This window comes from Haliea alexandrii (assembly GCF_003719295.1).
In the GTDB taxonomy this organism is placed as follows: Bacteria; Pseudomonadota; Gammaproteobacteria; order Pseudomonadales; family Halieaceae; genus Haliea; species Haliea alexandrii.
Genome location: NZ_RFLW01000001.1, coordinates 1,776,894 through 1,800,221, shown reverse-complemented (window position 1 = coordinate 1,800,221; position 23,328 = coordinate 1,776,894). Strand labels below are relative to the sequence as shown.

The following is a 23,328-nucleotide window of genomic DNA, read 5'->3' as shown; positions in this document are numbered from 1 at the left end:
CAGGCACCGGTCAGCGATCGTCGTAGCCGAGGCTGCGCAGCGCCCGCTCATCGTCGGACCAGCCGGACTTCACTTTCACCCACAATCGCAACATCACCTTGCTGTCAAAAAGGCGTTCCATATCGCGCCGCGCCTCCGTGCCAATGCTGCGCAGGCGGCTACCGCCCTCCCCGATCAGGATCCGTTTCTGCCCGTCGCGCTCAACGAGGATCAGGGCCGATATGTTGAGGATGGCGCCGTCCTGCTTGAACTCCTCAATTTCGACAGCGACCGCGTAGGGCAATTCGTCGCCGAGTTGGCGCATGATTTTTTCACGCACCATTTCAGCCGCAAGGAACCGCTGACTGCGGTCGGTAATCTGGTCCTCGGGGAAAAAATGCGTCGAGTGCGGCAGGCGCTGGCGAATCTCTCCCTCCAGGGCCTCGAGGTTCTGCCCGCGCAGGGCTGACAGCGGCACAATTGTCGCCTCGGGCATTTTTTCCGCTAAACCCTGCAGGTGTGGCAACAGCACCTGCTTGTTGTCCAGCAGGTCAACCTTGTTCACCACCAGCAACGTGGGCAGGCCTGACTGCTTCACACGCTGCAGCACCCACTCGTCCTCTTCCGTCCAGGCGGTGCGATCGATAACCATGACGATCACATCGACATCGCGAATGGCGCTGCTTGCCGCGCGATTCATGTAACGGTTGATCGCCCTCGCTTCCACCTGATGCAGGCCGGGCGTGTCGACAAAGATAATCTGGCAATCGTCCTCGGTCTTGATTCCCAGCACCTGGTTGCGCGTTGTTTGCGGTTTGCGCGAGGTGATGCTGATCTTCTGGCCGAGCAGGTGGTTGAGCAGCGTGGATTTACCCACATTGGGGCGCCCCACAATGGCGACATAGCCGCAACGCAGGTTTGCCTCGGTGGTCTCAGACATTGGACAGCGCCTCCAGCGCAGCTTGGGCAGCGGCCTGCTCTGCCTTGCGACGGCTACTGCCAGAGCCGGGAAAAGCACCTGCGGGGGCCGGCAGTACACACTGAATATGGAACTGCTGATTGTGGTCTTCGCCCTTGACAGCCACCAGTTCGTACGCCGGCAACGCCATGCCACGTCCCTGCAGGAACTCCTGCAAACGCGTCTTGTGATCCTTGCGCACCGTGCCGGGTTGCAGGCCCTGTAAGCGGCTGTCAAACCAGCGCAGCAAGCATTCACGGCAGGCCTCTACGCCCGCGTCGAGCAAAATCGCGCCCGTAACAGCCTCCAGCACATCGGCAATGATGGACCCGCGCTGGTGACCGCCACTTTTGCGCTCACCCTGCCCCAGACGCAGATACTCACCCAGCTGCAGCTCACGGCCGATCTCGGCCAGGGTGTCGCCTTTAACCAGGCTCGCGCGCAATCGGCTGAGGTCACCTTCCCGGGCTTTGGGCAGGCGCTGGAACAGTGCTTCGGCAATCACGTGGTTGAGAATGGAATCGCCGAGAAACTCGAGGCGCTCATTGTTGGTACCGGACGCGCTGCGATGGGTCAGGGCCAATTGCAACAGCGCTGGATCATTGAAGGTATAACCCAACAGACGTTGCAGATGAGCCAGCTTATCCATGTAACATCAGGAGGCGCCGCCGGCGCCCGCCTGAAATTCCAGGTCATCAAACCGTATGACGGCGTCAACACGACCAAACAGGGGGATGCGCGCTTCGTAATTGGCGTCTATCCAGGTTTTTCCATCTTTGCGAAATACGTCGATCTCGCTGGGCTTGAGGCCGTAAATCTGGTTCGTGTTGAACAGGTTGGCGAGCTTGCGCCGAATGTCGGCGATGGTGTCAACGTCAGGATTATGTTCGTTGGCTACCCGAGTTACCACATCCTTGACCGTCATGTATTCAAAATAACTGGGGCCCATCTTCAGCCCGCACATGACAAAAAAGCCGACCATGATGGCGACAGTAAGCATTCCCAGAAGAGACATTCCCGATTGTCTGTGGCGCAATTTCATACCCTCACCCCGCGAGCTGGCTGACTTATTGGATGGACCCGACACGACTGAAGCTGGGAATACTGAACAGCGAGTCCCAGTGCATCCAGATCGCAAAGGCCTTGCCTACTATATCCCGTTCCGGCACCTGACCCCATACCCGGCTGTCGCTGCTGTTGTCGCGGTTATCCCCCATCATGAAGTAGTGACCCGGCTTGACCACAACGCTGAAGTCGCGCGCCGGGCGCAGCTGGTCTGCCTGCATGAGATGCGGCTCGCCGCCCAGGGATTCCATGCTGACCTGGTAACGCGCTCCCGCTCCGGGCAGCACCGCGAGATCTTCAGTGGCAACCGGTGCTCCGTTCACCGAAAGGCGCTTGTTGCGATAGCTGACCGTATCACCCGGCAGGCCGATCACGCGCTTGATGTAATAGGTGTCGTTCATGTGTGGCGGGAAGAACACCATAACGTCGCCGCGCTGCGGTTCATTCAGGTCCACCACCTTGGTGCGCACGACCGGCAGGCGCAGACCGTAGGTGAATTTGTTCACCAGGATATAGTCGCCCACTTCAAGCGTTGGCACCATGGAAGAAGACGGAATCTGGAACGGCTCCACGATAAAGGAACGCAGCACAAATACCACGAACAATACGGGGAAGAACGAACGCGAGTATTCCACCAGTGCCGGCTCGGCGGCTGTGCTGACGACCTGCGCATCATAGGCTAACGCATCGCGGCTCCCTTCCTGCTCCCAGGCCGGAAATTTGCTGCGCAGCGCGTCGCGTCGCTGGCGGCGCTTGGGCGCAAACAGCAGCGCATCCAGCAACCAGATGGCGCCACTGCCAAACACCAGAATCACCAGAATCAGGGGGAAATCTATGGTCATCGTGTTATCCGTCCACCTTGAGCACAGCCAGGAACGCTGACTGCGGTATTTCTACATTACCCACCTGTTTCATGCGTTTCTTGCCCGCCTTCTGCTTTTCCAGCAGCTTTTTCTTGCGGCTGGCATCGCCGCCATAACACTTGGCGGTGACATTCTTGCGCAGCGCCTTCACCGTCTGCCGCGCCACGATCTTGCCGCCGACGGCGGCCTGAATGGCCACGTCAAACATCTGCCGAGGAATCAGTTCTTTCATTTTCTCGGTCAGTACGCGCCCCCGGTGCTGAACGTGATCGTGATGGACGATAATGGCGAGTGCATCAACACGCTCGCCGTTGATCATCACATCCAGGCGCGACAGGCTCGCTGTCTCAAAGCGGTCAAAGCTGTAGTCGAGCGAGGCGTAGCCTCTGCTCACGGACTTCAGCCGGTCAAAGAAGTCCAGCACAACCTCGGCCATGGGGATGTCGTACACCACCGACACCTGGGTGCCGAGAAACAGCATGTCCTTTTGCGTACCGCGCTTCTCGACGCAGAGTGTGATGACGTTGCCGAGGTAGTCCTGCGGCACCAGAATATTGCAGCGTGCGATGGGCTCGCGCATTTCCTGGATGTCGCCCACTTCCGGCAGGCGGGACGGATTGTCGACCTGCACAATGTCACCGTTCTTCTTGACCACCTCGTAGATCACGGTCGGTGCCGTCGTAATCAGGTCGAGGTCGTACTCGCGCTCCAGCCGCTCCTGGATAATTTCCATGTGCAGCATGCCGAGGAAGCCGCAGCGGAAGCCGAAGCCGAGTGCGTCAGATGTCTCTGGCTCGTAAAACAGCGAGGCATCGTTCAGCGTGAGCTTGGCCAGCGCATCGCGGAAATCCTCGTAATCGTCGGAGGAAATGGTGAAGATACCCGCATACACCTGCGGTTTGATCTTCTTGAAGCCGGGCAAGGCCGCAACATCCGGGTGCTGGGCGTTGACCAGCGTATCCCCGACGGGCGCGCCCTGGATTTCCTTGATACCCGCGACCACGAAGCCCACTTCGCCAGCCTGCAGGATGTCGGTTTCGAGGCGCTTCGGGGTAAATATGCCCACGCCGTCGACCTGATGCACCTTGCGGGTCGACTTGGGCATGATCTTGTCGCGTTTGCGCAGCACGCCCTGCTTCACCCGTACCAGTGAGACCACGCCGAGGTAGTTGTCGAACCAGGAGTCGATGATGAGCGCCTGCAACGGGGCCTCGCGGTCCCCTTCCGGCGGCGGGATATTCTCCACCAGGTATTCCAGCGCATCCTCGATACCCATACCCGATTTCGCACTGACCAGGCAGGCCTCAGTGGCATCAATGCCGATGATCTCCTCGATTTCCTTGCGCACTTTGTCCGGGTCCGCCTGGGGCAGATCCATTTTATTGAGGATGGGCAGTACTTCGAGGCCCTGCTCGATGGCGGTGTAGCAATTGGCAACCGATTGCGCCTCCACCCCCTGCCCGGCATCCACAACAAGGAGTGCACCCTCGCAAGCCGAGAGAGAGCGGGACACTTCGTAGGAAAAATCCACGTGCCCCGGCGTGTCGATGAAATTGAGCTGGTAGACCTGTCCGTCGCGCGCGGTGTAGTTGAGGGTGACGCTCTGCGCCTTGATGGTAATGCCACGCTCGCGCTCAATATCCATTGAGTCGAGCACCTGGGCATTCATCTCCCGGGCACTGAGGCCACCACAGTGCTGGATAAAGCGGTCTGCAAGGGTGGATTTGCCGTGGTCTATGTGGGCAATGATGGAGAAATTGCGGATGTGGCTGAGATCACTCACTCACGTTGCTCGGTCAGGGTCATTGGGTGCTGGCGAAAAGACGCGCGATTGTAACCCAATGCCCTGCCTGCCGCCATGCCGTTAGCGGAAACGCCAACGGCATGGTGCCGCAGCCTAATCGCGCAGCTTGAGCCCGATAAACAGCGGGGAGCCGCGACGGATCAGGCGCAGCGGCACGGAATCGCCGGCGGACAACCGCTGTTCCGCGCGCTCGAAACTGTCCACATCCTTGACCGCCGTGGAGCCGAGCATGGTGATGACGTCACCGGGCACGACACCGGCATCCGACGCCACCGAGTCGGGCGCCACCTGACGCACCACAACCCCCCCGGAGAGTCCCAGCCGTTCCAGTGCTTCCGGGCTCGCATCGTCCACCAGCAGCCCCAGGCGACCCACACCGGCGTCGCCACCGCGTTCATTGCGCAGGGCAAAGCTGTCATCGGCATCCAGCCCGCCGACAGTCACCCGCAGGGTCTTGCGTTTGCGGTCTCGCATCACCTCTACCGACACCTTGTCACCGGGCGTGACCAGGCCCACGACGTGGGGCAGGTCTGCGGAGGTGGAAATATCCTTGCCGTCAAAACGCAGGATGACGTCGCCGGGCTGCAGGCCCGATTTAGCCGCCGGGCCACCCTCGGCAAGCTGCGCCACCAGCGCACCCTGGGGCCGGTCGAGGCCGAAGGACTCGGCCAGCGTCTTGTCCACGTCCTGAATGGTCACACCCAGCCAGCCGCGCGTTACGCGCCCCTGCTCCTGCAACTGGGCGACCACGTTGCGCACCACACTCGCCGGTATGGCAAAAGACAGGCCGATGGAGCCGCCGCTGCGCGTGAATATCTGCGAGTTGACCCCGACCACTTCACCGTTGAGGTTGAACAGGGGGCCACCGGAGTTGCCCGGGTTGATCGCGACATCAGTTTGTATGAAGGGTACATAGTTCTCGCCTTCCTCGGTGGGCAGGCTGCGCCCCATGGCGCTGACGATACCGGCGGTCACCGAGTAATCCAGGCCGAAGGGTGAGCCGATGGCCAACACCCACTCGCCCACTTTCAGCGCATCGCCCGTCTCCAGACGCAGGAAAGGCAGGCCGTCTGCCGCCACACGCAGCAGGGCCAGATCGGAGCGGGGGTCGGTGCCCACGACTTCCGCCTCGAACTCACGGCGATCAATCATGCGCACCAACACACTGTCAGCCCCATCGACCACGTGGTTGTTGGTGACGATAAAACCGTCTTCAGAAATAACGAAACCGGAGCCCATGGACATCCGCTGACGCTGGGGAGGCGCCTCGCCCCGGTATTCGAAAAAGCGCCGCAGATACTCGGGAATCTGCTCCATATCAGGCTGTCCGCTCGCCGCGCGACCGGCGGGGTGCTCGACAATGATCTTCACCACCGCGGGAGACCCGGAATCCACGATATTGCTGAAATCGGGCAGCGACTGGGCGGACAACCCGGGCGCCACCAAGGCAATACCTAAAAACAACACGGTCGACAGGGTTTTACTGGAAATCATGCGGTAAATCCTTGGTCTGGAAAAAACGGTTTTCAATGAATGTGCAATGCCTGGGCAGGCGAACTGCCGCGCACCGGGGCGCCAGCCAGCACCGGTTGCAGGCGGCGATCATCGCGGTGCCGCCAGGCATGCCAGCGCACGAGCATCAGCCCGGCGGCGAAACCGACCAACATGCCCACAGCTGCAGCAAAGTCCGACGCGGCAGGGAACCCTTGGGAGGCCAGCGCCGCACCGCCCAACAGGGTGAGCAGCGGCAGCATGTAGACAATCAGCGAACCGCGCACGATCACATCATCGGGCACCCCGATCTGGACCTCGTCATTGATGCGATAGTCCGACAACCGGAACTCACCCGGCAGCACGCGCACCAGCCCACGCTGGCCATCGCGGATGCGGTTGAGCAAGCCGTGGCCGCAGCCTTTCTGCGCGGCACAGGCCCCGCAGGTGCTGCGGCGGATTGTTTCCACCCACAGGCTGTCGGCTTCCAGCGCGACCACTCTGCCGCTCTCAATGAGCATTCAGCGCGCCACCCGGATGGAATCGGCTACCATGCGCGCTGTGTTCACGGGCACTTCGCCGATCACAGTCACCAGCACCGGCTGGTCGGCCAGATGCATGCCACGGGTGTAGGACAGCGAGCTGCCGAGACGGGCCAGCCCTTCACCGGGGCGCAACTCCCGCGGCAACTGCTCCAGAAACACGGAGAACACGGCCAGACCATCGGTGTAGGTGCGTCGCGGCCCCTCGGGATCGGCGGCGTCTGTGGCAGTGAAGCCGTTGGGTAGCCAGCTTACAATCCAGGGAACGGACAGCCGGGCACCCGCGGTGGGATCATCGGGGTGCGGGTGCGCCGCGGGATGTACGGTGTCCATGCCCGAGCGCGGCTCAAGCGGCTCATCGTAGCTGAGATCAGCAAACTGGAACCGCTCGAGGATCTTGCCCCCCCGGCCGAGCGTGCTGGCGCGCAACATCAATGCGGTGTCCTGATCGAGTTCCAGCAGGAACCCGTAGCGGTACATATCGCGAGGCTGGATCTCCAGCTTCACCGACTGCCGTCCGGCAATACGCTCCCCCGGGCCGACCTCGAAGCGGTAATACCTGGCAAGGCCACAGTCGCCTGCCTCTACCCTGTCACCCAGTGTCAGCAGCTGTTCACCGGGATGCGTGCAATTGAGGGGATGGTGGGGGCGTACGACCTGTGCCCCCTGCCCGGTTAGGCGCGTCAAGTGCTCGGAGGAGTAACCATCGGCAAGCGAACGGGCCACCTGAACGACCTGCATGTCGTCGCCGCGCTGCAGCGTCACCACGCCCTGATAAGCAACCTCAGAACGGCTTTTTACCGTGCGCGCCAGCCATTGCAGGGCTTCGGCGTCCGCCTCGCTGCAGACCGGACCCTGTGCGGCGACACCGCCAGCCCAGAACAGCAGGCCGCAAACAACGCTGGACGCAAGCTGCCGCGCAACGCACTTCACGCAGACCTACTCCTCTATCTGGGGAACGCGTGCGAAGGGAATCAGGCCCTGCGGGGAATTGAGCGCCGCGTGCTCTGCATGTTCCTGCATGTATTGATACATGCGTTGGCGTGCCAGTTCGCGATAGGCCGTACGCGCCGCTGGCTCCAGCTGGGGCACGGCCTGCGCACCGTAGCTTGCACGCATGGGCACGGCGCCAAGACTGTTGACAAAGCCCACCGCGGAAACGCCACTGGCTGCCACCGGCGCACTCTGGCCCTCAAGGCTGCCCGCCTGATACAACTGTTGGCCACCGAGCACGACAACCGCCGTCACCGAGGCCGCCACCGCCAGGCTGGCCAGTGGGCGCACCCAGCGCTCGCGCAGGCTGCTGCGGCTGGTTTCCGCACCCGCCTCGGCCGCAATGGCCGCGCTTACACTGCGGGAAATATCCAGTCGCGCGTGACTCACGGGTTGGCCCCCCATGGCCGAGCGCGCCAGCTGATAGCGCACCCAGGTCTGGCGCAATGCCGCATCACTCTCGAGCTCGCCCAATACCCGGTGCAGCTCCAGTTCCGTTGCCTCGTCGTCCATCAAGGCCGAAAGAGACTCACGCAGTTGCTCGGTCATTACCCACATCCTCTGCCTGTTGTCCTAATTCATACTGCGTGCGCTCAGATGCCTTCACGCCACGCCATCGATCTGCTGTTTCACCTGCCGGTCTATCGCTTCCCGGGCCCTGAATATTCGCGAGCGGACGGTACCGACCGGGCAATCCATGACTTCCGCGATATCCTCGTAACTGAGACCATCAAACTCGCGCAAAGTTACCGCTGTGCGCAAATCATCGGGCAATTCCGCAATCGCCCGGTCAACAACCTGTTTCAACTCCTCACCGAACAGCGCACTCTCGGGGGTTTCAATCTCGCGCAGCGCACCGCCGCCTTCAAAATACTCCGCATCATCAATCTCGACATCGGATCCTGGCGGGCGCCTGGAGCGTGCTACCAGGTGATTCTTTGCCGTGTTGATCGCGATTCGATACAGCCAGGTGTAAAAAGCGCTGTCGCCACGAAACCTGGGCAGTGCCCGGTAGGCCTTGATGAAAGCCTCCTGCGCTACATCCTGTACCTCGTCGGCATCGTGTACATAGCGGCTGATCAGGCCGAAAATCTTGTGCTGATACTTCAGTACCAACACATCAAACGCCCGTGAATCGCCCTTCTGCACCCGCGCCACGAGTTGCTGGTCGGTCTCTGCCGCTGTCACTCCGTGACTCCTTTCCTGCTCAATACCAGCATTTCATTGCTGCGAACCGGCGGCTCGGTAGCGACCACAATCTGTACAATCACACTCACGCCACGATGCCAGTAAGAGGGGTTGTTGCCCAAAAAGTTCCACAATGGTGTATTTCCTTATTCCGGGATACCTCGTTTATACTCGCCATCCCGGTGACCTGCTGTAAGCTGTGTTACGTAAGTTATTGAGCAACATACTATATTTCACATCCTGAGGCAGCAAGCACCCAGCCATGTCCGCCATTTTCCTGCAACACGATGTCCTTGTCATTGGTGGCGGCGCTGCCGGGCTCAGCGCCGCATTGCGCCTGCCACAGCATTTGCGTGTCGCGCTGATCTGCAAAGGCGACCTCAACGAGGGCTCGACCTACTGGGCACAGGGTGGCATGGCGGCGGTGCTTGATTCATCCGACACCGTGGACTCGCACGTGGCTGACACACTGGTCGCCGGTGCGGGACTGTGCAACCCGGAGGCCGTGCACTTCACCGTCAGCAACAGTCGTGCCTGTGTCGAGTGGCTGGTTGAGCAGGGTGTCGACTTCGACCTGCGTCATGGCGCCAGCAGCGAGTTCCACCTGGCCATGGAGGGAGGCCACAGTCACCGGCGCATTATCCACGCAGCCGATCGCACCGGTCGAGCAATTTCTGAGGTTCTCACCGAGCGCGTGCTTGCGGCAGAAAACATCGAGGTTTTTGCGCACCGCGTGGCGGTGGACCTGGTTACACGCGAAGGCCGCTGCGAAGGTGCTTATATACTCGACCGCGAACGCGACCGGGTGGACCTGTTTCAGGCCAGGGCCGTGGTACTGGCAACGGGCGGCGCCAGCAAGGCGTATCTCTATACCAGTAACCCGGACGGTGCCAGTGGCGACGGCATTGCCATGGCCTGGCGCGCGGGCTGTCGTGTGGCCAACCTGGAATTCAACCAGTTCCACCCCACCTGCCTGTACCACCCGAAAGCGAAGTCGTTCCTGATTACGGAAGCAATTCGCGGTGAGGGCGGCAAATTGCGCCTGCCCGACGGCAGTCAGTTCATGCACAACTTCGACCCCAGAGCGGAACTCGCGCCGCGGGATATCGTGGCACGCGCAATCGATCACGAAATGAAGCGTCTGGGGGTAGACTGTGTTTTCCTCGATATTTCACACAAACCCCGGGCCTTTCTCGACGAGCACTTCCCCACCATCAGCACGCGCTGCCTGGAACTGGGCATCGACATCTCGCGCGAGCCGATTCCCGTGGTGCCAGCCGCCCACTACACCTGTGGCGGCGTGGTAGTAAACACCGCGGGCCGCAGCGACGTGGGCGGCCTTTATGTGATTGGTGAGGCGTCGTGCACCGGCCTGCACGGCGCCAACCGCATGGCCAGCAACTCGTTACTCGAGTGCATCGTCTTCGCCGAGTCGGCGGCCACCGATATCGCCGCCAACATTGCACAATGTCCACCTCCCCAACCAGCCCCGCCCTGGGACGAAAGCCAGGTCACGGACTCCGATGAGGACGTTGTGATTTCTCACAACTGGGACGAACTGCGGCGTTTCATGTGGGATTACGTGGGCATCGTGCGCACCAACAAACGCCTGGCGCGCGCGGAGCATCGAATTCGGCTGCTGCAGGACGAGATCAACGAGTACTACAGCAATTACAAGGTCAGCAATGACCTGCTCGAACTGCGCAACCTGGCGATGGTCGCGGAACTCATGATCCGCTGTGCGCAGGCAAGAAAAGAGAGCCGGGGCCTGCACTACACGCTGGACTACCCCGCGCTACTGAAGCAGGCGCTGGACACTGTCCTCACCCCCGTGGCTACCAGCGCAGAGTCAATACCTGCCTCACCTTGAGCCGGGCTGCAAAGCACTGCCTGCGTCGCGGAATTGGCATTACTACCACAATTCCTGTTGACTCGGGGGATGCCTGCGGGTGTACCGTTTCACTGTGTCAACGAGGTGGTGGCCGATGCAAGGCATGCGGGAACCAAGTAGGTGGTGGTTAACAGGGGTTGCTCCCCTTGCCCTGCTGCTTGCATGTCTTCTCGGTACTGCCGAGCACGCCGCTGTTGCAGCGACCGACCCCGGCGCAGGCCTGGCCGCCGAGGTCGATACCCTTGACAACCCCGTTGCAGAAGAGAACAACGCTGAGCCGGCAGTTCCCGTCGGCACACAGGCGCAACTCGCCGAATCTGACCGTTACGTCTCCACCACAGCTGCACTGCGCCGACGATCAACACCACAGCCCTACCTACCGCACCACCCCAGGGCACCACCCGCCCGCTGAACCTCCACCGTCACGTTTTTTTTCTTAAACGACAGGGTGCACGCCTCGCGTGTGCTCAAGGAGAAGTTCAATGGAGGCTTTCAAAGCCCTGCACACACTGTCGCTGACCGACGTCAAGCGCATTCACCAGCCCGAGCTGCCGCGTGACCTGCAGCTATCCAGCCCCGCCAGCAAGGCGCTGTTGGACTTTGACTACAACGCTCCGCCGCTACTGGAAAGCAACACCGGTGTCGCTGAAGCGCTCATGCTCCTCGAGCGTGAACACGCCAGCCTGAAGTTGGTCATCAACATGGATGAGCAGTTGAAAGGTATCATCACCCGCCGCGATCTGGTGTCATCGCGCCTCATGCAGATTACAGTCGCCAGCGGCAAGGTACGGCAGGACCTGACCGTCGGTGATGTCATGACGCCGTGCTCAACGCTACAGGGTGTGCGCCACGACCAGGTTCTGCACGCGAGCGTTGGCAGGATCCTGCAAACGATGCAGCACCTCGGCCAGGATTACCTGATGGTGATCGCCAACGATGGCATCAGCCTGCGCGGACTGCTCGATGCGCGGCAGATCGCCCGGCGCCTGCATGTCGACTACCAGGACCACACCCAGGCGCGCACGTTCGCGGACATCTGCGAGGCCTTGCTGCACTAGCGGCGCGGGATGGCCCTAGGGACCGCCAGCCGCCTGCGCCGCTGCAGCACGCATTTGTTGCATCTGTTGCATCTGTTGCATGATGCGATCAATCGTGAAGCTCGCAGTCGGCTGGCGCGGTGGGAACTCGCGGAATGTTGCCAGCCACTTGCCGACCTCCTGCTGTACCGGCACAAACAGCCACAGCTGGTCGGCGAAGAAGCGCGAATACAAACCCGAGTCGATCGAGGTTTCATACGGGTCGCTGCGCAGGTTTATGATCCGCGGGAAATTGAGTGCCTCCCGCGGACCCGTCCAACCCTGCATCGCCCAGGCGAAATGCACCTTCCAGTCGCCCCAGCGCAGCGCATTGAAATTGGCGTTGTCGTCGAAGTAAAACAGAGTGTCGCGTTTCCCCGGCCCCTCACCCGCCAGCAGTTCGGTCTGGTCGTAGCCATCGAGGTACACCTTGAATTCCCGGCCACCGATGCGGTGCCCGCCGCGCAACTTCTGCTTGATACCCGGCTCACCCGCCGCCGCAAGCAGCGTGGGCATCCAGTCCAGGTGTGAGAAAATGTCGTTGATGACGGTGCCGGGTGCAACTACGCCGGGCCAGCGGATCATCGCCGGAACGCGGAAGCCACCCTCCCAGGTCGAGCCCTTTTCGCCGCGAAATGGCTCCACGCCGCCATCGGGATAGGTATTTGTTTGCGCCCCGTTGTCCGTCGAATAAATCACGATGGTATCGTCGGCGATCCCCATCGCATCCAGTTTATCCAACAGCTGACCGACGTGATTATCGTGCTCCATAAGGCCATCGGCGTACAGGCCATAGCCCGACGCACCGTCCCATTGCGGCGCCAGGCGGGTCCAGTTGTGCATGCGGGTAGCGTTGAACCAGACAAAGAACGGTTTGTCGTCGCGTTGGGCCCTGGTCATGAAATCCAGGGCCGCGTCGGTAAACTCCTGGTCGACCGTCTCCATGCGCTTGCGATTCAGAGGCCCCGTATCCTCAATGCGTCCGTCCGCGTAGGAGCGAATAACGCCGCGCGGGGCGAAGCGCTTGCGGAATTCCGGGTCTTTTGGATAGAAATACGTTTCGGGTTCTTCCTCCGCATTCAGGTGATACAGATTGCCGAGGAACTCGTCGAAGCCATGATTGCTCGGCAGGTACTCATCCTTGTCACCCAGGTGGTTTTTGCCAAACTGCCCGGTTGCATAGCCGTGGGGCTTGAGCAACTCCGCAATCGTTGGGTCCTCCGCCTGCAGACCAATCTCCGCCCCCGGCATGCCCACCTTGAGCAGACCGGTGCGCAGGGGATGCTGACCGGTGATGAAGGCCGAGCGCCCGGCGGTACAGCTCTGCTCACCGTAATAATCGGTGAAGCGCGCACCCTGCTGAGCAATGCGATCAATATTTGGGGTGCTACCCCCGAGCATACCCTGGTGGTAGGCGCTGAGGTTCGACCAACCGATGTCGTCTCCCCAGATCACCAGAATATTGGGCTTTTTCGCGGCCGCAGTCACCGAGCAAACACCGAGCAGCAAAACAGCCGCCAGCAGTCGAGAGGTATAACGGATCGGGTTACGCGTGCTCATACAAATCGCCTCAGGTCTAAGAACACGCGCATTAGGGCACGACTGACCACCGTGTGGCCACTGTGCGACGGGGATCCACCCCAGCGGCACAAATACGCAAACCCGCTACCGCAGCACGCTGCAACGCCACACTGCAGTCACCGGCACGCGTATCAGCATTACGGCGCGCACAGGAATTGCTACAATCCCCGCGCCACATTGGAAGGGAACGCCCCATGAAACTGCTGTTGATCAACCGTATTGCCCTGCTCCTGCCCCTGTGCCTCGGCGCCATACTGCTGGCGCAGGCCGTGACGGCGGAAGAAAACACCGCGAGCGCACCCCCCGAGGCCGCCGCGATCCCGGAACCCCTGCATGCAGAAAGCCGCGGGCGGGTGCGTATTGACGGCAAGAACATCGACTACCGGGCAACCGCCGGCACCCTGGAAATGAAAAACGATGACGGGGACGTGATTGCGCATTACGGCTACACGGCCTATCTGCAGGAGGGCACGGATTCCCGCACCCGGCCGCTGCTGTTTGCCTACAACGGCGGGCCGGGCTCCGCATCCATGTGGCTGCACATGGGCATACTGGGCCCCCAGCGTACCGTGGTGGACGACACCGCCTTCACCACACAGGGCCCGTTCCGCTACGCCAACAATGAGTACAGCATTCTCGACCGGGCCGACCTGATCATGATCGACCCCGTCGGCACCGGGTTTTCGCGTGCGGTCGGCAAAGGCAAGAGTGAAGACTTCTGGGGGGTGAGCAACGACATCCACACCGTGTCCGACTTTATCGCCCGCTATGTCACCGCGAACGGCCGCTGGACTTCACCGAAGTACCTGCTCGGCGAAAGCTACGGCGGCATACGCAGCGGCGGTGTCGCCTGGGACCTGCTCAGCCGCCACAGCATTGCGCTCGACGGTGTCGTGCTGGTATCACCCTACATGGACTATGTGGCCGGCAATGCGGGCACACCGAACGATCTGCCCTACGTCAACTACCTCTCCACGTATGCGGCGACAGCCTGGTATCACGGCGTCAGCGACTATCGCCCCGAAACCGTGGAGGAAATGGTGGCGGAAGCGGAGCGCTTCGCAATGGAAGAGTATGCGCCGCTGCTGCTACAGGGGCACGCCGCCAGTGCGTCTGCACGGCAGAACGTGTTGCAGGGCCTGCAGCGCTTCACCGGCATCAGCGCCGACTACTGGGAGCGGGCCAACCTGCGCATCGACGAGGCGCGCTTTGCGAAGGAACTGCTGCGCGCCAAACGCAAGACCGTGGGGCGCATTGACTCGCGCTTCGTCGGCGATGCCATCAACCACGTGGCGGAAGATTTTTCCTACGATCCGTTCTTCCCCGCGGTGGGCCCTGCCTTCGTCGCCACCTTCAACGACTACTACCGTGAAGTTGTGGGGGTCAAAACCGACATGACCTATGTGACTTCCGCGGGCCTGTGGCGGAACTGGAAGCAAGAGCATACTCACCCGGGCCCTGTGGGCACGCAACCCGTGGGCAACACCGCGGTCGACCTGGCCTATGCCATGACCCAGAACCCCCATATGCGCGTGCTGGTCCAGCAGGGCTACTACGACCTCGCCACGCCGCTGGGTGCCACACGACACTTTCTGCAACATATCGACCTGCCCGAAGCGCTGCGCAACAACATTACCGAGGCCTACTACAAAGCGGGCCACATGATGTACCTGCACCCGCCGTCCATGGCCCGGTTCAAGGACGACCTGGCGAGTTTCATTCGCTAGCGGCGGGCCTGCACCAGCCACCAGCGGCGCAGTGCGCGGTAGTCAGCATCGCTGAAATCCGCCGCCCAGAGCCACAGGCTCTGGCGTTGCTGGCTGCCCAAAGGTATCCACTGCAGCACACAAACGCGCGACAGCAACACGCTGTGAGCGGTGATGGCAATCGGCGCCAGCGCACCGCGCGGCGTTCTGCTCAGCCAGCACTGGCTACCGTGAATTTCCAGCTGCCAGTGGTAACTGGCGGCGGGCATTCCTGCGCGCGAAACGCCGACCCACAATGGCAATGCCAGCAGCGCGTACAGGCCATAACCGCGTGCGGCCACTTCGGCAATGGCCAGCAGCAGGCACAGACAGAGCAGGCACCAGGCCGGACGTGGGCGTCGGTCAGTCCAGGTCAGGACGAGTAAAGGTGAGTATGCTGCGGACAATAGCGGCCAGCTCCGGATCGTCGGGCATTTCCCTGCTCAGGAACCAGCCGAACAACTCCTGATCCTCGCAGAGCATCAGTTGCCGGTAGCGCTCGCGGTCGATGGCATCGAGCTGGGGATAGCACTGGTTAACGAAGGGCTCCAGCACCAGGTCAAGCTCCAGCATGCCGCGCCGACTGGCCCAGCGCATGCGATTGTGTTCTTCCGTGTCGAGCATGACAGCCCCCATGCGGTACGCAAACATCAAAAACCGCTATTATAGCGTGTCGGCGCCACGCAAGGCTAAGCCGTGGCCGTTTTCCAACGCACAGGAGGCGCAGAAGATACCGTGTCAGACAAGCAGAACACCCAGAGGAGCGCCGCAGGGCTATCCCTGACCCGGCTGCAATCGGAAGCACTACTGGAGGTGAGCGGACCCGATGCCGTGAACTTCCTGCACAATCAGGCCAGCTGCGATATTCGTCAGCTCAACACCGGCCGGGCGTGCTACGGCAGCTTTTGCAATCCGCAGGGGCGCGTGCTGGCCGACTTTATCGCCCTCGCTATATCAGCCGACACCCTGCTGTTGCGACTGCAGCGGGATATTCTTGCGCGCACGCTGGAGAGCCTCGGTCGGTTTGCGGTGTTTTCCAAAGTCACCCTGCGCGATGCCACGGAGGACTGGCGGCTGTTGGGGCTTCAGGGGGAGAACTGGCAGGCAGCCCTGCGCGAGCACGTCGCCGAACTCCCTGAAGATGCTCTGGACTGGACGGCAGCGCCCGAAACTCTGTTACTGCGACCGACTACCGACCCGCAGGCGCTTGAACTCTGGGTGCGCGTGGCGGCAGAGGGGGCCCTGCCTGAAGCGCTCATGGCGCAGAGCACTCCACAGCCGGACGAAGAAAAGTGGCAAGCCGCCAACCTGCGTCAGGGCATTGCGCGGCTGCAGGCAACCACCAGCGGCGAGTTCCTGCCACAACAGCTGAACTACGACCTCTGTGGGCACATCAACTTCCGCAAAGGCTGCTACCCCGGGCAGGAAGTGATCGCGCGCATGCACTACAAGGGCAAGGCCAAACGTCGCATGCTGCTTATGACTCTCCCCGCCGACGCCAGGCTGCAGGCGGGTGCCCCCGTGTACCGGGCCGGCCAGGACCAGGCCGCGGGTGCGGTGATCAATACGGCACTGGCGAGCAAAGAAGAGCGCCTGGTGCTGGTGACAACAAGCGCAACAGCCGCCGAAGACGGTCTCTACACGACCCCCGAAGCCAGCGTCCCGTTGCAGGTGCTGACGCTACCCTATTCGGTGCCGTTTGGTTGAGGTGGAAGCTGCCAGTCGACGGGGGGCTGGCCGTGTGCCGACAACCACGCATTCGCTGCACTGAAATGCCCACAGCCGATAAAGCCGCGGTATGCGCTCAGCGGTGAGGGGTGTGGGGCCGTGAGCACACAATGACGCTCGCGGTCTATCGCGGCGCCCTTGCGCTGGGCGTAGCCGCCCCACAGCATGAAGACGACGCCGCTACACTCGCGGTTGACCAGCTCCACCACCCGGTCGGTGAACTGCTCCCATCCCTTGCCCTGGTGTGAGGCCGCGCGGCCTGCCGCGACCGTCAGCACACTGTTCAACAGCAGCACGCCCTGATCGGCCCAGCGGGTGAGGCTACCGTGCGCCGGTCGCCCGATGCCGAGGTCACGCTCGATTTCCTTGAAGATATTCTGCAGGGATGGTGGCGGAGCGACGCCCGGTCGCACAGAGAAACACAGGCCGTGAGCTTGACCGGGGCCGTGATACGGATCCTGTCCCAGAATAACGACCCGGGTACGCTCCAGCGGGGTGTGGGCAAAGGCGTTGAGGATTTCGGAGCCGGGGGGAAACACCTGCACCCCGGCGGCTTTCTCCGCACCCAGAAACGCCCTGAGTTCCCGCATATAGGGCTTTTCAAACTCAGGCGCCAGGTGCTTCAGCCAGCTTGCTTCAAGCTGTATCGAAGCAGCCACGGCTCAGTTGCAGGCCGCCATCATCACCACCTGCTCCGGCGGCATAGCGGCCGGGACATCGACGTGCGGCAAGAGCCGTTTATCCCGGGCGTGCTTGCCAGCATCGGCGTTCTCTATGGGCACCAGGGGAATTGCCCGGTTGGCCACGGTGCGCCGCTCGGCGGCTGCATCGCCGTACAGAGTGGTGCGCAAGCGGGGATGACGCCCCAGCGCGTGAATCCGCGCCTCCATGACATCGGGCGCCCACTCCTGACCGTGCGCGGCGCCGGCAGCGCGGGTAATGCTCTCGTTCATCAGCGTGCCACCAAGGTCGTTGGCGCCGGCATTCAGGCACACATCCACCCCCGCCTCGCCCATTTTCACCCAGGACGTCTGAATGTTGTCGATGAAGCCGTTCAGCACCAGCCGCGATACCGCATGCATCAGCACCGCCTCGCGGAAGGTAGGACCGCGGCGAGCCCTGCCACGCAGGTACATGGGGGCTTCCATGTGCACAAACGGTAGCGGCACCAGTTCGGTAAAACCACCCGTACGGGCCTGTACTGCGCGTAGCTGTAACAGGTGGCGCGCCCAGTGCTGCGGTTGCTCTATATGACCGTACATGATCGTGGCTGTGGTACGAAACCCGAGGCTGTGGGCCGTCTCCATCACCTCCAGCCACTGCGCCGTGTTCAGCTTGTCCGGGCAGAGGGTGGCGCGCACATCGTCGTCGAGGATTTCCGCTGCGGTGCCCGGCAGAGTGCCGAGGCCTGCCGCCTTCAGCTGACGCAGGTAATCCAGCAGAGTCAGGCCCAGGGTCGCCGCCCCCTGCCACACCTCCAGCGGGGAGAATGCATGAATATGCATATCAGGCGTGGCGGCGCGCACCGTGGCCAGAATGTCCAGATACGTCTGGCCGGTGTAGGCCGGATGGATGCCCCCCTGCATGCACACTTCAGTGGCACCTCGCGCCCACGCCTCCCGGCAACGCCGGGCGATCTCCGTAGCGCTGATGTCATAGGGCCGGCCGCGCAGCTCTTCCGTGTGCTTGCCCTTGGAGAAGGCGCAGAACTGGCACTTGAAATAACAGACATTGGTGTAGTTGATGTTGCGGTTGATGACGTAGCTCACGTCATCACCACAGCCTGCGCGGCGCAGGCGATCGGCGGCATCCACCACAAAACGGAACTCGGCGCCGCGCGCCGCGAACAACCGCACCACATCGGCCTCACCGAGCGGCTCCGCGCGCTCGCAACGCTCCACCACCGCGCGCAGCTCGGATGACACCGCAAAGGCACTCTGCGGCGCCGACAGCAATTCTGCCTCTACCGCTGGCAGCGGCGCCTCCTCACCGGGCACCCAGCCATCGCGGCGCGCAAACCCGCCTGCATCCTGCTGCCTCAGCACCGGGGTTCGCAGCGCCGGGTCCAGCCACTGTTCCGGTTGCTGCACATACGCAGGGTAGATGGTGAGCCGTTGTTCCAGAAACTTGCCCGCCGCCGCGGTTTCCCGCGCGAGGTGCTCAAGGTGTGGCCAGGGCGCTTCCGGATTGACGTGGTCCGGCGTAACCGGTGATACGCCACCCCAATCATTAATGCCGGCCGCGAGCAACTGCGGCAACACACCGGGGCTGAGATTGGGCGGCGCCTGCAGGTTCATGCTGGCGCCGAAAATAATGCGCGCCACCGCCAGGGTCCAGAGCAGGTCTTCAAGGTCGGGCTCTGGCGCACGGGCCATGAGGGTACCGGGCTTGGCACGGAAATTCTGGACGATCACCTCCTGCAGGTGCCCGTGCTGCAGGTGCACGCGGCGCAGCGCGAGCAGGGACTCGATGCGTTCACGGCGCGTTTCGCCGATGCCAATCAGAATACCGGAGGTAAATGGCACGGCAGCCTCACCGGCCAATTGCAGGGTGCGCAGACGTTCCGCAGGTAGCTTGTCCGGGGAACCGTAGTGCGGCATCCCCTTCGTACACAGACGCTCGGAAGCGGATTCCAGCATGATGCCCATGGAGGCGCTGACGGGGCGCAGCGCCGCGATCTCCTCTGCGGTCATGCAGCCCGCATTGATATGAGGCAACAAGCCGGTTTCGTCCAGAATGCGTCCGGCCACATGAGCCACGTATTCCAGCGTGGTGGCAAAGCCCATCTCGGCGAGCGCTTCGCGCGCGGCGCGGTAGCGCAGCTCGGGCTTCTCACCCAGAGTCAGCAACGCCTCCTGGCAACCCTGGGCAGCGCCCTCCCGGCACAGCGCCAGAACTTCATCCACGCTGAGATAGGGTGAGGTAACCTGCTTCGGTGTCGTTGCGAAGGTGCAGTAATGGCAGACGTCCCGGCACAGCCGGGTGAGCGGCACGAAGACCTTGCGCGAGTAGGTCACGACATGCCCGTGCCCGCGATCGCGCAGCTCACCCGCCAGCGCCACGAGGTCGGGGGTGTCAGTGCATTCAGCCAGAGACAGGCAATCCGCCTCAGAGGGGAGCGCGCCGGTCATCAGATCGGCACGCAAGGCGGCCAGGCCGACGCGCGCCGCAGTACTGCCCTCTGCACTGCTACGGAGACGCGCCGAGGCGTATTGAGCGAGCCAGTCGCGGGTGCGTGCACCCAGCTCTGCATGAGTCGAGGCGCACAGGCGTTCAATATCCAAGGGCGTATCGATGTCACGTGCCAAACCGGCGCGCAGCAACGCCCCCGCCGCTAGCTGCTGAGCGCGTGCCCAGCCCAGGTGCAGCGCGCAAGAGCCGGTACCGAACGCAAACTGCGGCGCTAGCCGGGCCTTGAACAACATCAGGTTGGTGCCGGTACCCGCTTCATCGCTGCCGACCAGCAGGCCACTGGCGGCTTCCGGGCACGCCAGTGCCGCATCGAGGTCGGCAGCGCCCAGGAAAGGCAGGTCGGCGTGCATGACCATCAACAGGGCATCGGGGTCCTGCAATGCCGAACGTAAGCGCTGACAGGCTGCGGTGAGCACCTGGTTCAGTGCCTGCAGGGGAGAAGATGCCATCGCGCCGCTGGCCACGGAGCCAGCGGTGGCCGCCAGCAAACCGGACTCGGACCACAATCGCGCCTTGTCCACCGTCACCAGCGTTGCTGCTTCCGGTTCATCGGAGATGACGGTAATCGAGGCCACTGCCGGGTGTGCCGCCAGAACGGTCAGCACATCACCCGCCATCGCCAGCACCAGGTCGCGACGTTGCACCGGCGCCAGCGTCTCAGCGAGCCGGCTCTTCGCCGTGTCCAGACGCTTCAACGGCAGAACCACGTGCACCGGTGCCGTCACAACAGCTCCAGGCAGTCGTTCGCCAGCGCCTGCTTTGCCGCGCGCTCCCGCATGATCGTTGATCTCACCTGCACCTCCATTCCGAGCGCCGCAATATCTGGCGCCAGTGTAGCGTCACTGTGATCCAGCACAAACGTGGTGACCAGGCCGGGATAGTGCCGCGCGTAATGTTCTGCCACGCCCAGTGCTGTCACCGGCAGACCGAGTTCCGCCAGCATCTTTGCCGCAGGCCCCTTCAGTGCCTGACCGGCGACGATAGGCGCTACTGCTACCACCTTGACCGCACACTCTCGCAGGGACTGCCAGAAATTGTCCAGCTGCAGCATGGGGTCGATGCTCACAAAGGGATTGGAAGGACAAATAATCACCCCGGCCAGACTCTCACCCTTGCAGAGCGCCTTGAGCTCCGGTTGCAGACGGGCCTGATCCAGGCCCTGAAAGCGGAAGCCCCTGACCTGCGGGCGGCACTGCTCGCGCACAAAATATGTCTGGAATGCCAGCTCGCCCTCGTCCGTCTGCACCTGGGTTGGCACCGGATCGTCGCTCATGGGGTAGACGAACGCCGCCACGCCCAGCCGCCGCGCAAGCTCTGCGGTAACCGCCGACAGGGAAACACCAGCCGACAGTTGGCCGGCTCGCCAGAGGTGCGTTGCCAGGTCGCGATCGCCCAGCCGAAACCAGGTGTCACCCTCCAGGCCCTCCAGCGCCTGCAGCACGTGCCAGGTCTCTCCCGCGAGTCCCCAGCCCTGGGCTGTGTCACTGCGCCCGGACAGTGTGTAAAGCACGGTGTCGATGTCCGGGCAGATCGTCAGCCCCAGATGCTGGAAATCGTCGCCCGTATTGCAGGCGATATGCAAGTGCCCGGGAGGCAGGCAATCGCTCAGGCCGAGGCACAGTTTCGCGCCGCCCACACCGCCGGAGAGCGCCAACACCTGCCCTGCCAGCCGCGTCACCGGAACATGTCCTGTTCACGAGGTCGCAGCAGTGTGCGCGCGTCACCCGCAGCAGGGCGCAACCGTGCACCGCGGGCCAGCACAACGGGCAGGCCCTCGGCTGCCTGCCCCTGTACCAGGGAAGCCGCAGCCGCCAACTCGTCGGCCACGGCAGGCTCCGTCACTTCCAGGCGGTTACCAAAACGATCGCAATCGCCTATCTGGTTGAACAGCGGGTCGAGCCCCGCACAACCCAGCGCCAGACCCACAGTCCCCACCCGCCAGGCCCTGCCCGAACTGTCGTTGATAATGATCTGCGGCGCGATGCCGCAGCGCGCACCGAGGGCCTCACGCAACCGCGCAGCGGACGCATTGCAGTCCTGCGGCAGCAGCAGTACGCGCGGATCTTCGGCGTCATTCTGTATATTGGAGCGGTCGATGCCGGCGTTGGCGTGAATATAGCCTTCGCGGTGCTCGACGATAATCACCCCCTTGCGTACCCGCAAAACCTCGCGGGACTCGCGCAGGATGAGCTCTACCAGGCGAGGGTCCTTGTCCGCCTGACGCGCAAGTTCGCACGCGCGTTCGCCCGGCTCGACTTCGGCCAGGCGGCGATAGCGGTTTTCGGCCTTGGAGACGATTTTTTGCGCCAGCACCAGCACATCGCCGGCCTGCAGTTGCAAACTGTTGTGCTCCAGGCTGGCGAGGATCAGTGTGGCGAGGTCATCCCCTGGCGCGACTTCGGGAAAGCCCTCCAGGGGAATCAGTTCAAGCCGTGCACTCATCCATGGCTGTCCAGGCCGGAAATCCGAATACCGGCATGGCAGCTGTACTGCTTGTTGATGGTGATCAAAACCGAGGTCAGCGCCTCGGCAGCAGCGGCGTTGGCGATCATGCCGGCGTGGAAACCACGCAGTCCCGCCGCTTCCACCAGCGTAATAACGGCGGCGCGGGCTTCTTTCTTGTTGCCACACACCAGCACATCGCAGTCCACGGCACCTTCATCCTGCAAATGCGCGGCAGCGACGTTCTGGAACGCCGACACAACATCCACCGTCTCGCCCAGCAGGTCCTGTGCAATCTGTCCGGCACTGCCCTCCGGTGGCAACTGCACACGGGCAACACGCGGCGGCACCAGGGGCACAGTGACGTCAATCAGGATCTTGCCCTGCAGTGCCGGCGCAACCAGTTCCAGCGTGCTCTTCTGGTGGCTGAAGGGGACTGTGATCGCGACGATGTCGGCGGCCTCTGCTGCCGCGAGGTTTTCCATGGACTCCACGGCGGCGGACACACCGCGCGCCGTCATCACTTCGCGCAGATCACTGGCAGCCTGCTCGGCCTTCTCTTCGGTCCGCGAGCCGATGATGACCCGATAGCCTGCCTGCGCCCAGCGCCGTGCCAAACCTGTACCCAGATCGCCGGTGCCGCCCAGAATGGCGAGTACCGGCAAAGATTCTGTTGTCATAACTATCTACGTCCTGATTGCTTGGTGGAGAGGCAGGCAGTTCAGCAAAGTCTACCGACGGCGCCTCTGTTTGCCTGAAATTGGCCGCTTGTCCATCGCGGTTTCCCGTT

Annotated in this window: 22 protein-coding genes; 4 read left to right on the top strand and 18 right to left on the bottom strand. The window is 62.5% G+C overall.

What is annotated here, in order from left to right:
* Positions 1 to 10 precede the first annotated feature (10 nt).
* From era to rpoE, 10 genes are all read right to left on the bottom strand, one after another.
* The gene (era, locus tag EGJ68_RS08130; RefSeq protein ID WP_123033923.1) at positions 11 to 919 is read right to left on the bottom strand and encodes a GTPase Era; all 909 of its coding nucleotides are present in this window, start codon (positions 917 to 919) and stop codon (positions 11 to 13) included.
* Complete coding sequence (rnc, locus tag EGJ68_RS08125) at positions 912 to 1,586, bottom strand: ribonuclease III (RefSeq protein WP_123033922.1); 675 nt, start codon at positions 1,584 to 1,586, stop codon at positions 912 to 914. The genes era and rnc overlap by 8 nt, the downstream gene beginning before the upstream one ends.
* 6 nt (positions 1,587 to 1,592) lie before the next feature.
* Positions 1,593 to 1,952: a DUF4845 domain-containing protein gene (locus tag EGJ68_RS08120; RefSeq protein WP_123033921.1), complete on the bottom strand. Its 360-nt coding sequence runs from the start codon at positions 1,950 to 1,952 to the stop codon at positions 1,593 to 1,595.
* 52 nt (positions 1,953 to 2,004) lie between these two features.
* Complete coding sequence (gene lepB / locus EGJ68_RS08115) at positions 2,005 to 2,844, bottom strand: signal peptidase I (protein ID WP_123033920.1); 840 nt, start codon at positions 2,842 to 2,844, stop codon at positions 2,005 to 2,007.
* 4 nt (positions 2,845 to 2,848) lie between these two features.
* A complete protein-coding gene (lepA, locus tag EGJ68_RS08110; RefSeq protein WP_123033919.1) occupies positions 2,849 to 4,648 on the bottom strand; it encodes a translation elongation factor 4 in 1,800 nt (599 codons plus the stop codon).
* Between the two features lie 114 nt (positions 4,649 to 4,762).
* The gene (locus EGJ68_RS08105; protein ID WP_123033918.1) at positions 4,763 to 6,163 is read right to left on the bottom strand and encodes a Do family serine endopeptidase; all 1,401 of its coding nucleotides are present in this window, start codon (positions 6,161 to 6,163) and stop codon (positions 4,763 to 4,765) included.
* 32 nt (positions 6,164 to 6,195) lie between these two features.
* Positions 6,196 to 6,681: a SoxR reducing system RseC family protein gene (locus EGJ68_RS08100; RefSeq protein ID WP_123033917.1), complete on the bottom strand. Its 486-nt coding sequence runs from the start codon at positions 6,679 to 6,681 to the stop codon at positions 6,196 to 6,198.
* On the bottom strand, positions 6,682 to 7,635 hold the full coding sequence (locus EGJ68_RS08095; protein WP_233248718.1) for a MucB/RseB C-terminal domain-containing protein: 954 nt from the start codon (positions 7,633 to 7,635) through the stop codon (positions 6,682 to 6,684).
* 6 nt (positions 7,636 to 7,641) lie between these two features.
* Complete coding sequence (locus EGJ68_RS08090; RefSeq protein ID WP_233248717.1) at positions 7,642 to 8,244, bottom strand: sigma-E factor negative regulatory protein; 603 nt, start codon at positions 8,242 to 8,244, stop codon at positions 7,642 to 7,644.
* A 54-nt stretch (positions 8,245 to 8,298) separates the two neighbouring features.
* A complete protein-coding gene (gene rpoE, locus EGJ68_RS08085; RefSeq protein ID WP_027948460.1) occupies positions 8,299 to 8,883 on the bottom strand; it encodes an RNA polymerase sigma factor RpoE in 585 nt (194 codons plus the stop codon).
* A gap of 262 nt (positions 8,884 to 9,145) precedes the next feature.
* Here rpoE and nadB point away from each other — a divergent pair, with 262 nt between their 5' ends.
* Positions 9,146 to 10,753 carry an L-aspartate oxidase gene (nadB, locus tag EGJ68_RS08080; protein WP_123033915.1) on the top strand — a complete coding sequence of 536 codons (1,608 nt, stop codon included), beginning with the start codon at positions 9,146 to 9,148 and terminating at the stop codon, positions 10,751 to 10,753.
* A 503-nt stretch (positions 10,754 to 11,256) separates the two neighbouring features.
* Positions 11,257 to 11,832: a CBS domain-containing protein gene (locus EGJ68_RS08070; RefSeq protein ID WP_123033913.1), complete on the top strand. Its 576-nt coding sequence runs from the start codon at positions 11,257 to 11,259 to the stop codon at positions 11,830 to 11,832.
* Between the two features lie 15 nt (positions 11,833 to 11,847).
* Here EGJ68_RS08070 and EGJ68_RS08065 read toward each other — a convergent pair whose 3' ends face one another.
* The gene (locus EGJ68_RS08065; protein ID WP_123033912.1) at positions 11,848 to 13,410 is read right to left on the bottom strand and encodes an arylsulfatase; all 1,563 of its coding nucleotides are present in this window, start codon (positions 13,408 to 13,410) and stop codon (positions 11,848 to 11,850) included.
* Positions 13,411 to 13,625: 215 nt separating this feature from the next.
* On the opposite strand from EGJ68_RS08065, the gene EGJ68_RS08060 reads away from it, so the two are divergent.
* Entirely contained in the window at positions 13,626 to 15,158 is a 1,533-nt protein-coding gene (locus tag EGJ68_RS08060; protein ID WP_123033911.1) for a S10 family peptidase, read from the top strand.
* Here EGJ68_RS08060 and EGJ68_RS08055 read toward each other — a convergent pair.
* Together EGJ68_RS08055 and EGJ68_RS08050 are read right to left on the bottom strand one after the other, a co-directional pair.
* Positions 15,155 to 15,583 (bottom strand): hypothetical protein, encoded by a 429-nt coding sequence (locus EGJ68_RS08055; protein WP_158283564.1) that lies wholly within the window; start codon positions 15,581 to 15,583, stop codon positions 15,155 to 15,157. The two genes, EGJ68_RS08060 and EGJ68_RS08055, sit on opposite strands and share 4 nt — an antisense overlap.
* A complete protein-coding gene (locus tag EGJ68_RS08050; protein ID WP_027948466.1) occupies positions 15,540 to 15,800 on the bottom strand; it encodes an FAD assembly factor SdhE in 261 nt (86 codons plus the stop codon). Before EGJ68_RS08050 ends, EGJ68_RS08055 begins: the two co-directional genes overlap by 44 nt.
* 111 nt (positions 15,801 to 15,911) lie before the next feature.
* Here EGJ68_RS08050 and ygfZ point away from each other — a divergent pair, with 111 nt between their 5' ends.
* Positions 15,912 to 16,883, top strand: a complete 972-nt coding sequence (gene ygfZ, locus EGJ68_RS08045; RefSeq protein WP_158283563.1) for a CAF17-like 4Fe-4S cluster assembly/insertion protein YgfZ — start codon at positions 15,912 to 15,914, stop codon at positions 16,881 to 16,883.
* Here ygfZ and ung read toward each other — a convergent pair.
* From ung to npdG, 5 genes are read right to left on the bottom strand one after another with little or no spacing between them, the layout of a single operon-like run.
* The gene (gene ung, locus EGJ68_RS08040) at positions 16,862 to 17,563 is read right to left on the bottom strand and encodes a uracil-DNA glycosylase (protein ID WP_123033908.1); all 702 of its coding nucleotides are present in this window, start codon (positions 17,561 to 17,563) and stop codon (positions 16,862 to 16,864) included. The two genes, ygfZ and ung, sit on opposite strands and share 22 nt — an antisense overlap.
* A 3-nt stretch (positions 17,564 to 17,566) precedes the next feature.
* The gene (gene cofH / locus EGJ68_RS08035; protein WP_233248716.1) at positions 17,567 to 20,821 is read right to left on the bottom strand and encodes a 5-amino-6-(D-ribitylamino)uracil--L-tyrosine 4-hydroxyphenyl transferase CofH; all 3,255 of its coding nucleotides are present in this window, start codon (positions 20,819 to 20,821) and stop codon (positions 17,567 to 17,569) included.
* Positions 20,818 to 21,774: a 2-phospho-L-lactate transferase gene (gene cofD, locus EGJ68_RS08030; protein WP_123033907.1), complete on the bottom strand. Its 957-nt coding sequence runs from the start codon at positions 21,772 to 21,774 to the stop codon at positions 20,818 to 20,820. Before cofD ends, cofH begins: the two co-directional genes overlap by 4 nt.
* Positions 21,771 to 22,538, bottom strand: coding sequence for a coenzyme F420-0:L-glutamate ligase (cofE, locus tag EGJ68_RS08025; RefSeq protein ID WP_123033906.1), 768 nt, complete (start codon positions 22,536 to 22,538; stop codon positions 21,771 to 21,773). The genes cofD and cofE overlap by 4 nt, the downstream gene beginning before the upstream one ends.
* Positions 22,535 to 23,218, bottom strand: a complete 684-nt coding sequence (gene npdG, locus EGJ68_RS08020; RefSeq protein WP_123033905.1) for an NADPH-dependent F420 reductase — start codon at positions 23,216 to 23,218, stop codon at positions 22,535 to 22,537. The genes cofE and npdG overlap by 4 nt, the downstream gene beginning before the upstream one ends.
* Positions 23,219 to 23,328: the final 110 nt, after the last annotated feature.

Bases quoted from the DNA above. Each gene is read 5' to 3' on its own strand.
- EGJ68_RS08090 (WP_233248717.1), bottom strand. From the start codon at position 8,244: ATGACCGAGCAACTGCGTGAGTCTCTTTCGGCCTTGATGGACGACGAG.
- npdG (WP_123033905.1), bottom strand. From the start codon at position 23,218: ATGACAACAGAATCTTTGCCGGTACTCGCCATTCTGGGCGGCACCGGC.
- EGJ68_RS08105 (WP_123033918.1), bottom strand. From the start codon at position 6,163: ATGATTTCCAGTAAAACCCTGTCGACCGTGTTGTTTTTAGGTATTGCC.
- era (WP_123033923.1), bottom strand. From the start codon at position 919: ATGTCTGAGACCACCGAGGCAAACCTGCGTTGCGGCTATGTCGCCATT.
- EGJ68_RS08065 (WP_123033912.1), bottom strand. From the start codon at position 13,410: ATGAGCACGCGTAACCCGATCCGTTATACCTCTCGACTGCTGGCGGCT.
- lepB (WP_123033920.1), bottom strand. From the start codon at position 2,844: ATGACCATAGATTTCCCCCTGATTCTGGTGATTCTGGTGTTTGGCAGT.
- cofE (WP_123033906.1), bottom strand. From the start codon at position 22,538: ATGAGTGCACGGCTTGAACTGATTCCCCTGGAGGGCTTTCCCGAAGTC.
- nadB (WP_123033915.1), top strand. From the start codon at position 9,146: ATGTCCGCCATTTTCCTGCAACACGATGTCCTTGTCATTGGTGGCGGC.
- EGJ68_RS08120 (WP_123033921.1), bottom strand. From the start codon at position 1,952: ATGTCTCTTCTGGGAATGCTTACTGTCGCCATCATGGTCGGCTTTTTT.
- EGJ68_RS08050 (WP_027948466.1), bottom strand. From the start codon at position 15,800: ATGCTCGACACGGAAGAACACAATCGCATGCGCTGGGCCAGTCGGCGC.
- EGJ68_RS08070 (WP_123033913.1), top strand. From the start codon at position 11,257: ATGGAGGCTTTCAAAGCCCTGCACACACTGTCGCTGACCGACGTCAAG.
- EGJ68_RS08100 (WP_123033917.1), bottom strand. From the start codon at position 6,681: ATGCTCATTGAGAGCGGCAGAGTGGTCGCGCTGGAAGCCGACAGCCTG.
- EGJ68_RS08060 (WP_123033911.1), top strand. From the start codon at position 13,626: ATGAAACTGCTGTTGATCAACCGTATTGCCCTGCTCCTGCCCCTGTGC.
- rnc (WP_123033922.1), bottom strand. From the start codon at position 1,586: ATGGATAAGCTGGCTCATCTGCAACGTCTGTTGGGTTATACCTTCAAT.